The organism is Ferdinandcohnia sp. SAFN-114, assembly GCF_059415045.1.
The window spans coordinates 1-7,735 of the sequence record NZ_JBPFDQ010000148.1; the positions used below are offsets into that span (position 1 = coordinate 1).

Annotated in this window: 7 protein-coding genes and 1 pseudogene; 6 read left to right on the forward strand and 2 right to left on the reverse strand. The window is 37.9% G+C overall.

The genetic code is table 11. From position 1 onward, the window contains the following. Positions 1-346 precede the first annotated feature (346 nt). The gene (locus ACR65M_RS26000; RefSeq protein WP_121446479.1) at positions 347-829 is read right to left on the reverse strand and encodes a phosphatidylglycerophosphatase A family protein; all 483 of its coding nucleotides are present in this window, start codon (positions 827-829) and stop codon (positions 347-349) included. Positions 830-991: 162 nt separating this feature from the next. On the opposite strand from ACR65M_RS26000, the gene yutH reads away from it, so the two are divergent. The 5 genes from yutH (at position 992) to thrB (ending at position 6,526) form a co-directional block, all read left to right on the forward strand. Continuing rightward, entirely contained in the window at positions 992-1,996 is a 1,005-nt protein-coding gene (gene yutH, locus ACR65M_RS26005; RefSeq protein WP_341330505.1) for a spore coat putative kinase YutH, read from the forward strand. Positions 1,997-2,044: 48 nt separating this feature from the next. Continuing rightward, a complete protein-coding gene (locus ACR65M_RS26010) occupies positions 2,045-3,028 on the forward strand; it encodes a 2-hydroxyacid dehydrogenase (protein ID WP_440274860.1) in 984 nt (327 codons plus the stop codon). Between the two features lie 225 nt (positions 3,029-3,253). After that, positions 3,254-4,555 carry a homoserine dehydrogenase gene (locus ACR65M_RS26015; RefSeq protein ID WP_440274861.1) on the forward strand — a complete coding sequence of 434 codons (1,302 nt, stop codon included), beginning with the start codon at positions 3,254-3,256 and terminating at the stop codon, positions 4,553-4,555. Beyond that, positions 4,552-5,619 carry a threonine synthase gene (gene thrC / locus ACR65M_RS26020; protein ID WP_341330507.1) on the forward strand — a complete coding sequence of 356 codons (1,068 nt, stop codon included), beginning with the start codon at positions 4,552-4,554 and terminating at the stop codon, positions 5,617-5,619. The genes ACR65M_RS26015 and thrC overlap by 4 nt, the downstream gene beginning before the upstream one ends. Further along, a complete protein-coding gene (gene thrB, locus ACR65M_RS26025) occupies positions 5,609-6,526 on the forward strand; it encodes a homoserine kinase (protein ID WP_341330508.1) in 918 nt (305 codons plus the stop codon). The genes thrC and thrB overlap by 11 nt, the downstream gene beginning before the upstream one ends. Before the next feature lie 156 nt (positions 6,527-6,682). On the opposite strand, the pseudogene ACR65M_RS26030 reads toward thrB, so the two are convergent. Next, a pseudogene (locus ACR65M_RS26030) lies at positions 6,683-6,992 on the reverse strand (NifU family protein). Between the two features lie 303 nt (positions 6,993-7,295). Between ACR65M_RS26030 and ACR65M_RS26035 the strand changes: the two are divergent. After that, entirely contained in the window at positions 7,296-7,625 is a 330-nt protein-coding gene (locus ACR65M_RS26035; protein WP_341330509.1) for a YuzD family protein, read from the forward strand. Positions 7,626-7,735: the final 110 nt, after the last annotated feature.

The following is a 7,735-nucleotide window of genomic DNA, read 5'->3' on the forward strand; positions in this document are numbered from 1 at the left end:
TCGGACAAGGATAGGCAAAATTACTGCAGTGATGTCCGAAGTTCAGGCATCTTCAGACAAGGGAGTTCAGATCCCTCGAGTCTGTGTCCGAAGTTCAGGGATCTTCAGACAATGGAAGTCAGTTTCATCGAGTCTGTGTCCAAAGTTTAGCCAACTTCAGACAAGCAAAGTCAATTTCCTCGCAATAGTGTCCGAAGTTACGTAATTCCTTTAATGTTAGGTTTTCCTACTACACTCAGAAATTAAAAAAAGCGTGAATTCGTTTGTGAATTCACGCTAAAAATGTATTATGATTTTACTGCTTTGCACTGGAACCCGTGACGCTTGGATTTGGTCTTTTACATCCTTATTCTACGTTAGCTGCTCTATGTGCTAAACGACTTGAAGCTGCGGCTGCAATCGCGCCCACAATATCATCTAAAAATGTATGACATTCCCCAGTTGATTTATCATTTAGGCGTTCTAATATACCAGGTTTTTTCTTATCAATATATCCGTAGTTTGTAAAACCGATCGAGCCGTAAACGTTCACAATTGAAAAGGCAAGGATTTCATCTACACCATAAAGTCCTTCGTCCACTTTGATTGTTGAGAGGAGTGGCTCCTCAAGTAAGCCTTTCTCTGCAAGTTTATCTAATTGGATCCCTGTTAACACTGCATTTTGGATTTCGCGCTTTGTTAACACGCGGTCAACATTATGAATACATTCTTCCATTTTTAAATCTGGGTGATATTTGCTTTGTAGATAATACACCAACTCCGCAATATCCTGAATGGTGACGCCCCTTTCCTCCAACCATTTTCTGGCTGTTTTTTCAATCGCGTTCATTTTATTTTCTTGACTCATCTTGTTCACCCAATTTCCTTTGATTTCAAAATAATTTTTTACTAATATTTCCTAGTTTACCACAAGTAATGATGTTTTGTTTCATATAGATGTTTTATACAAATCAATACGTTTCTTAATAGTATGAACGGGGAGTGATGTTTTATGAGAGAAACACTTTTGGAGCAATACAAATTAAAAGTGGATCGATTTGTAAAAGTTTTCGGATATGAAGGGATCATCTATCGAAATATAGTATATTGTATTGTGCCAATATCATATTTGGAACAAGAAGAACTGTTTGAAATTAAACATCTTAGTGAGTACATGATTCAAAAGGGAGATATACGTGTAGGCTCCATTTTACCTACGACAGATGGGAAATTAAGCACCATTATTAATGATGAAGAAGCAGTTATTATTAGATGTCCAGTATATAGCCATAGAGTTTCCAATTCATTAGGGTATGAGTTGGCTAGGTTTCATAAACGTGGTAGAAGCTTTCCTTACCAAGTAAAAAAGGTTAACCGAATCGGACAGTGGAAATTCTTATGGGAAAAAAGATTGGATCAAATGGAACTGTTCTGGAAGGAAAAGGTAAAGCAGCATCCTCAAAATGAGTTTGAAACCTTATTTGTCGAAGCTTTTCCATATTATATAGGATTAACAGAAAATGCAATCCAATATCTTGTTGATACAGAAATAGATGAAACACCAACTGCAATTGATTCAGCTACTGTATGTCACCATCGTTTTACGGAAAATTCTTGGGATCGGAATTCGTATACGAAGCTACCTACGGATTGGGTTTTTGATCATTATACAAGGGACCTTGCAGAATTCATTCGAGACCAATATGTTAATGGAGAAACTAAGCAAAACGGGCAAATCGTGCATTTTTTGAAGGAATATGAGCGAATCACCCCACTTTCTGCTTTCTCTTGGAGACTTCTATATGCACGCCTTTTATTTCCACTGCATTTTTTTGAGTGTATTGAGGAGTTTTATATGACAGGGTCAGAGATGCAAATGGAAAGGCATTGTAAAAGATTAGAATCCATTCTGAAGCATTCGAGTGAACATGAACGCTTTTTAGCAACTTTTTTATCAAGTGCAGGAGTAAAAGAAAAAAGACTAACAATTCCAACTATCAGCTGGCTTCAAAAATAAAAATGTATGGTACTATAGAGAAAGATAATTTTTTCTTAGAGGTGAAACATGACTAGGCCATATGTTTTTATTACTAGAAAACTTTCCGATAACGCAATTCAACCATTAATGGAAGTAGCAGATGTACATATTTGGAATGAAGAAGAAAAGGCTGTTCCAAGAGAAATCCTGCTTGAAGAGGTAAAAAAGGCAGATGCTCTTTTAACAATGCTTTCAGATAAAGTCGATAAAGAGCTTCTGGATGCAGCACCAAAATTAAAGGTAATCGCAAACCTTGCTGTGGGTTATGACAATATCGATGTAGAATATGCAAATCAAAAGGGAATTGCGATTTGCAATACACCTGATGTTTTAACAGATACTACAGCCGATTTAGCCTTTGCTCTATTACTTTCAACTGCAAGACGAGTGGTGGAAGCAGCTGAATTTATAAAAAAAGGCGAATGGAAAAGTTGGAGCCCATTATTGCTAGCAGGAAGCGATATCCATCATAAAACAATTGGAATCGTAGGGATGGGTAAAATCGGAGAGGCAGTTGCAAAACGCGCAACAGGGTTTGATATGAATATTTTGTACCATAACCGCTCCCGTAATATAGCAGCAGAAGAACGCATTGGAGCTTCTTATACTTCCTTTGATGAGCTAATTGAAACCTCTGATTTTATTGTTTGCCTAACTCCACTAACGGACGAAACAAGAGGTTTATTCAGTAAGGAAAGCTTTATGAAAATGAAAAATTCTGCAGTTTTTATTAATGTCTCTAGAGGGCCAGTTGTTGATGAAGATGCTTTATATCAAGCGTTAGTTACTGGTGAAATTGCAGCAGCTGGACTTGATGTTTTTGAAAAAGAGCCTGTAGATGCAGATCATCCATTATTAACACTTCCAAATGTTGTAGCATTGCCACACATCGGAAGCTCAAGTACTGAAACACGTGAAAAAATGATGAAACTGTGCTGTGAAAATATTGAACTAGTTCTAATCAATCAACAACCAAAAACACTTGTTAACAAGGAATGGGTCTTTCAGTAATCATATATTTTTCGGAGGCACCTTCGTAAAGAAGGTGTTCTTTTATAACTTGGATTTTTACAAAATAAAAACTTTTTTATAAAATATATCCCTTTTATATCAGTGAGTTAAACGTTTTCAAGCAAAAAGTCTAAAAAAAAGCACTTGTAAAAGCATAGTATTACCACTATAATGTCTTTTATAGAAAGACAATTGTATTTCCTAGGAATACAAAGGAGGCGGAGAATAATGAAAAAAATTTCAGTAGGATTATTAGGTTTAGGTACGGTTGGTAGTGGCGTTGTTACGATTTTAAAAAATCATCAAGATAAATTAATGCACCAGGTTGGTTGCCCAATTGAGGTTAAAAAAGTATTAGTGAAAGACATACATAAGCATAGATCGGTAGACATTGAACCTACCCTTTTGACAACAAATGCAAACGAGGTAATTGAAGACCCAGAAATCGATGTTGTCATTGAAGTTATGGGGGGAGTAGATGACACTAGGCAGCTTATACTTCAATCTTTACGTAATAAAAAACATGTTGTTACAGCCAATAAGGATTTAATGGCATTATACGGTTCAGAGCTATTAACTGTCGCTAGTGAAAATGGCTGTGACCTATTTTATGAAGCAAGTGTTGCCGGTGGGATTCCAATCCTTCGAGGGTTAGCAGATGGCTTTGCGTCAGATCGAATCATTAAAATGATGGGAATCGTGAACGGAACTACTAATTTCATTTTAACAAAAATGACAAAGTTTGGCAGTGCTTATGAAGAAGTATTAAAAGAAGCCCAGGATCTTGGCTATGCAGAAGCAGACCCTACAGCAGATGTTGAAGGTCTAGATGCAGCAAGAAAGATGGCAATCCTTGCAACATTAGGATACTCCATGAATATTGACCTTAAAGATGTTCGTGTTCAAGGAATTTCAACTGTAACAAGTGAGGATATCGCATACAGTAAACGATTAGGTTATGTTATTAAGTTGATTGGTACTGCCCATCGTAAGGGGGAAAAAGTTGAAGTAAGTGTTCAACCAACACTTCTTCCTGAAACACACCCACTTGCTGGAGTAAATGATGAATTTAATGCGGTATATGTGTATGGAGAAGCAGTTGGAGAAACGATGTTTTACGGACCTGGTGCAGGAAGCCTGCCAACTGCAACTTCAATTGTTTCCGATTTAGTCGGGGTCATGAAAAATATGAGACTTGGGGTAAATGGTAAAAGTAGCGTGTCCCCTCAATTTGAGAAAAAGTTAAAAGATGATTCTGAGATCTTCTCAAAATACTTCTTACGTATTCACGTAAAAGATCAAGTGGGAGCATTTGCAAAACTTACATCCCTATTCTCAGAACGCGGTGTAAGCTTTGAGAAAATTCTTCAATTACCGTTGAAAAATAAAGATTTAGCTGAAATTGTTCTTGTTACTCATCAAGCATCATTACGAGATTACGAGGAAATTTTAGTACAGCTTAGAGATTTACAGATTATACAAGAAGTTAAGAGCTCTTACCGAGTTGAAGGAGGAAACCAAGCATGAGATGGCAAGGACTACTACAGCAATTTCGTGAATATTTACCGGTGAATACAAATACTCCAATGCTTTCCTTAAACGAAGGGAATACACCATTAATACCGCTACATTCCATTTCAGAGGATCTTGGGGTTGAGCTATATGTAAAAGTAGAAGGTGCGAACCCAACTGGATCCTTCAAGGACCGTGGAATGGTAATGGCAGTTGCGAAAGCAGTTGAAGAAGGCAGCAATACGATTATCTGTGCATCAACAGGAAATACTTCAGCAGCTGCTTCAGCATATGCAGCACGTGCAGGACTCCGTTGTATTGTTGTCATTCCTGAAGGCAAGATTGCGATGGGTAAACTAGCTCAAGCTGTCATGTACGGAGCTGAAATTATTTCAATTGAAGGAAACTTTGACCATGCCCTACAGATGGTTCGTAATATTAGTGAAACAGCACCTATTACTCTCGTAAACTCTGTAAATCCATATCGAATTGAAGGACAAAAAACAGCAGCATTTGAAATATGTGTACAGTTAGACGGAGCTCCTGATGTATTAGCGATTCCGGTTGGAAATGCTGGAAACATTACGGCATACTGGAAAGGTTTTAAAGAATATAACGAGCGTCATAATACAGGTCTTCCTGAAATGCGTGGGTTTGAAGCAGAAGGTGCAGCGGCAATTGCAAAGAATAAAGTCATTGAAAATCCTGAAACAGTTGCAACTGCGATCAGAATCGGAAATCCAGCAAGCTGGGATAGTGCAGTTGTTGCTGCAAGTGAGTCAAAAGGTAAAATTGATGAGGTTTCAGATGATGAAATCCTTGAAGCATATCAATTATTAGCTAAAAAAGAAGGCGTGTTTGCTGAACCAGGATCTTGTGCCTCCATTGCTGGAGTAATCAAACAAGTACGCAGTGGTGAAATTAAAAAAGGTAGCCGAATTGTTGCTGTTCTAACGGGAAATGGATTAAAGGATCCTAATATTGCAATCGAAGCAACTACTATCAAGCCTGTGGTATTGCCGAACGATGAAAAGCTTGTCTATGAACATATCAGAGGAGCCGTACTTCATGAAGTTTGATCAAGCATTTCAAATTAAAGTACCAGCGAGTACGGCAAATCTTGGACCAGGATTTGATTCAGTTGGGTTAGCGGTTAATCGCTATTTAACTCTCCAAGTTGAACCAAGTCAAGAGTGGGAGTTCGTTCTACAGTCAAAAGAAATTGAGGATACTCCAACTGGTAAAGATAATTTTATCTATAAAATTGCAGAAAAGGTGGCTCGTGCTTTCTCCTACGAGCTGCCTCCCTGCAAGGTATATGTTCAAAGCAATATTCCACTAGCTAGAGGTCTGGGAAGTAGTGCAGCAGCCATAATCGCTGCAATCGAACTGGTTAATGAACTTTGTAATCTCCAATTAACACGCCAACAAAAACTTGATTTAGCCTGTGAGTTTGAGGGACATCCCGATAATGTAGGGGCTTCCTTATACGGCGGCTTAGTCATTGGCAGTCATCGTGGAAGCAAAGACACTGATCTCGTCCATGTGGACGATTTATCCTTTGATTTGGTGGTTGTCATTCCACCGTATGAACTAAAAACAAAGGATGCCCGAAGTGTGCTGCCGAAGGAATTATCCTATCCGGAGGCAGTGAAGGCAAGCTCAATAAGCAATGTAATGATCGCTGCTCTTTTAACTAAGGACCTTAAATTAATGGGGAAAATGATGGAACTCGATCTCTTCCATCAACAATATCGTGCAAAACTCATTCCTGAGTTCAATCAGATCCATCAAATTGCAAAAAACGGAGGAGCATTTGGTGTTGCCATAAGTGGAGCGGGACCAACAATCATTTGCTTCACTGAATGTGGACATGGAAAACAGCTAAGAGAAGAGTTATCATCTGCCTTTGAGGGGTATCAGGTTGAAGAAGTATCAATAGAGAAAAACGGAAGTGTGTTAACTTCACTTTCATTGCATGAATAAAGAAGCGAAACCGATAGGGGTTTCGCTTTTTTGAGTATATATTACATCAAGAATGACACTTTTTCGGATATACGGCCATTATTTCAGTATTACTGCACGAGCCTTTTTAAGCATAAAAAAATGCCTCAAAAACTTGAGGCATCACAGAATTATCTATTAGAAAACTTGTTCAACTTCAACTATACCTGGGACTTCTTCTAATAATGCACGTTCAATCCCAGCTTTTAAAGTAATTGTAGAGCTTGGGCAGCTTCCACAAGCACCTAAAAGACGAAGCTTTACAACACCATCTTCTACATCAACTAAATCACAGTCTCCACCATCACGAAGTAAAAATGGACGAAGTTTATCTAAGACTTCTTGTACTTGCTCTTTAATATCTAGTTCAGCCATTTCGATTGACTCCTTTCCTCATACCTTTATAATTATTATAATCTGTTTGCTGGAAAAAATCTATTAACTTTATTTAGTAGATGTTCCACTCCCAAACGTAAATAATTCTAATAAATGTATACAATTTTAGTTTGAGTTTCGACTAAATAAAATTAATGTCTCCGGCGGATGCCGCAGATTTTCAGAGGTGATTTTTCGAGCATGCTCGAAAAAAATCTGGGCGGGAATATGCCAAGGCATATTCAATTAATAAACCCTTATTGAGAATCCTAAGATGTGTTATTACTATCTTTTGGTGTCTATTCTAACAGATTTTTAGTACAATGGAAAAAGAAATGATTGTAGACGATTTAGTTGGGGAAAAGGAGAGCATGAAATGGAAAAGCAAAAGGTCGAGATCTGTGTGTACGGTGCAGAAATATTATGTCCGAGTTGTGTCAATCTTCCTTCATCAAAGGAGACTTATGAGTGGCTTGAAGCGGCATTAAGCAGAAAGTTCCCGAATCAACCATTCGACATTACTCATGTTGATATTTTTGATCCACCTGGGGACGAAGAGAAAAAAACATTTGCCACACGAGTAATCGAGGAAGATATGTTTTACCCAGTTGTTGTTCTAGAGGGAACCATTGTCGGAGAAGGAAGCCCGAAGCTAAAAACCATTTATGCAGAAATGGAGAAATACGGATACGTAGCAGCAGAATAATCAATAGTAAAAAAGCACGGAAAGTCATTGACTAACTGGACTAACCTAAAATAGTGAGACAATATAAAACACCTCCAAAATGGCAATACTTGAGATAAGTATTGTGACAT

What these genes read in the sequence shown, in the direction of transcription:
- ACR65M_RS26035 (WP_341330509.1), top strand. Translation starts at nt 7,296, where the DNA reads ATGGAAAAGCAAAAGGTCGAGATCTGTGTGTACGGTGCAGAAATATTA.
- yutH (WP_341330505.1), top strand. Translation starts at nt 992, where the DNA reads ATGAGAGAAACACTTTTGGAGCAATACAAATTAAAAGTGGATCGATTT.
- ACR65M_RS26010 (WP_440274860.1), top strand. Translation starts at nt 2,045, where the DNA reads ATGACTAGGCCATATGTTTTTATTACTAGAAAACTTTCCGATAACGCA.
- thrC (WP_341330507.1), top strand. Translation starts at nt 4,552, where the DNA reads ATGAGATGGCAAGGACTACTACAGCAATTTCGTGAATATTTACCGGTG.
- ACR65M_RS26000 (WP_121446479.1), bottom strand. Translation starts at nt 829, where the DNA reads ATGAACGCGATTGAAAAAACAGCCAGAAAATGGTTGGAGGAAAGGGGC.
- thrB (WP_341330508.1), top strand. Translation starts at nt 5,609, where the DNA reads ATGAAGTTTGATCAAGCATTTCAAATTAAAGTACCAGCGAGTACGGCA.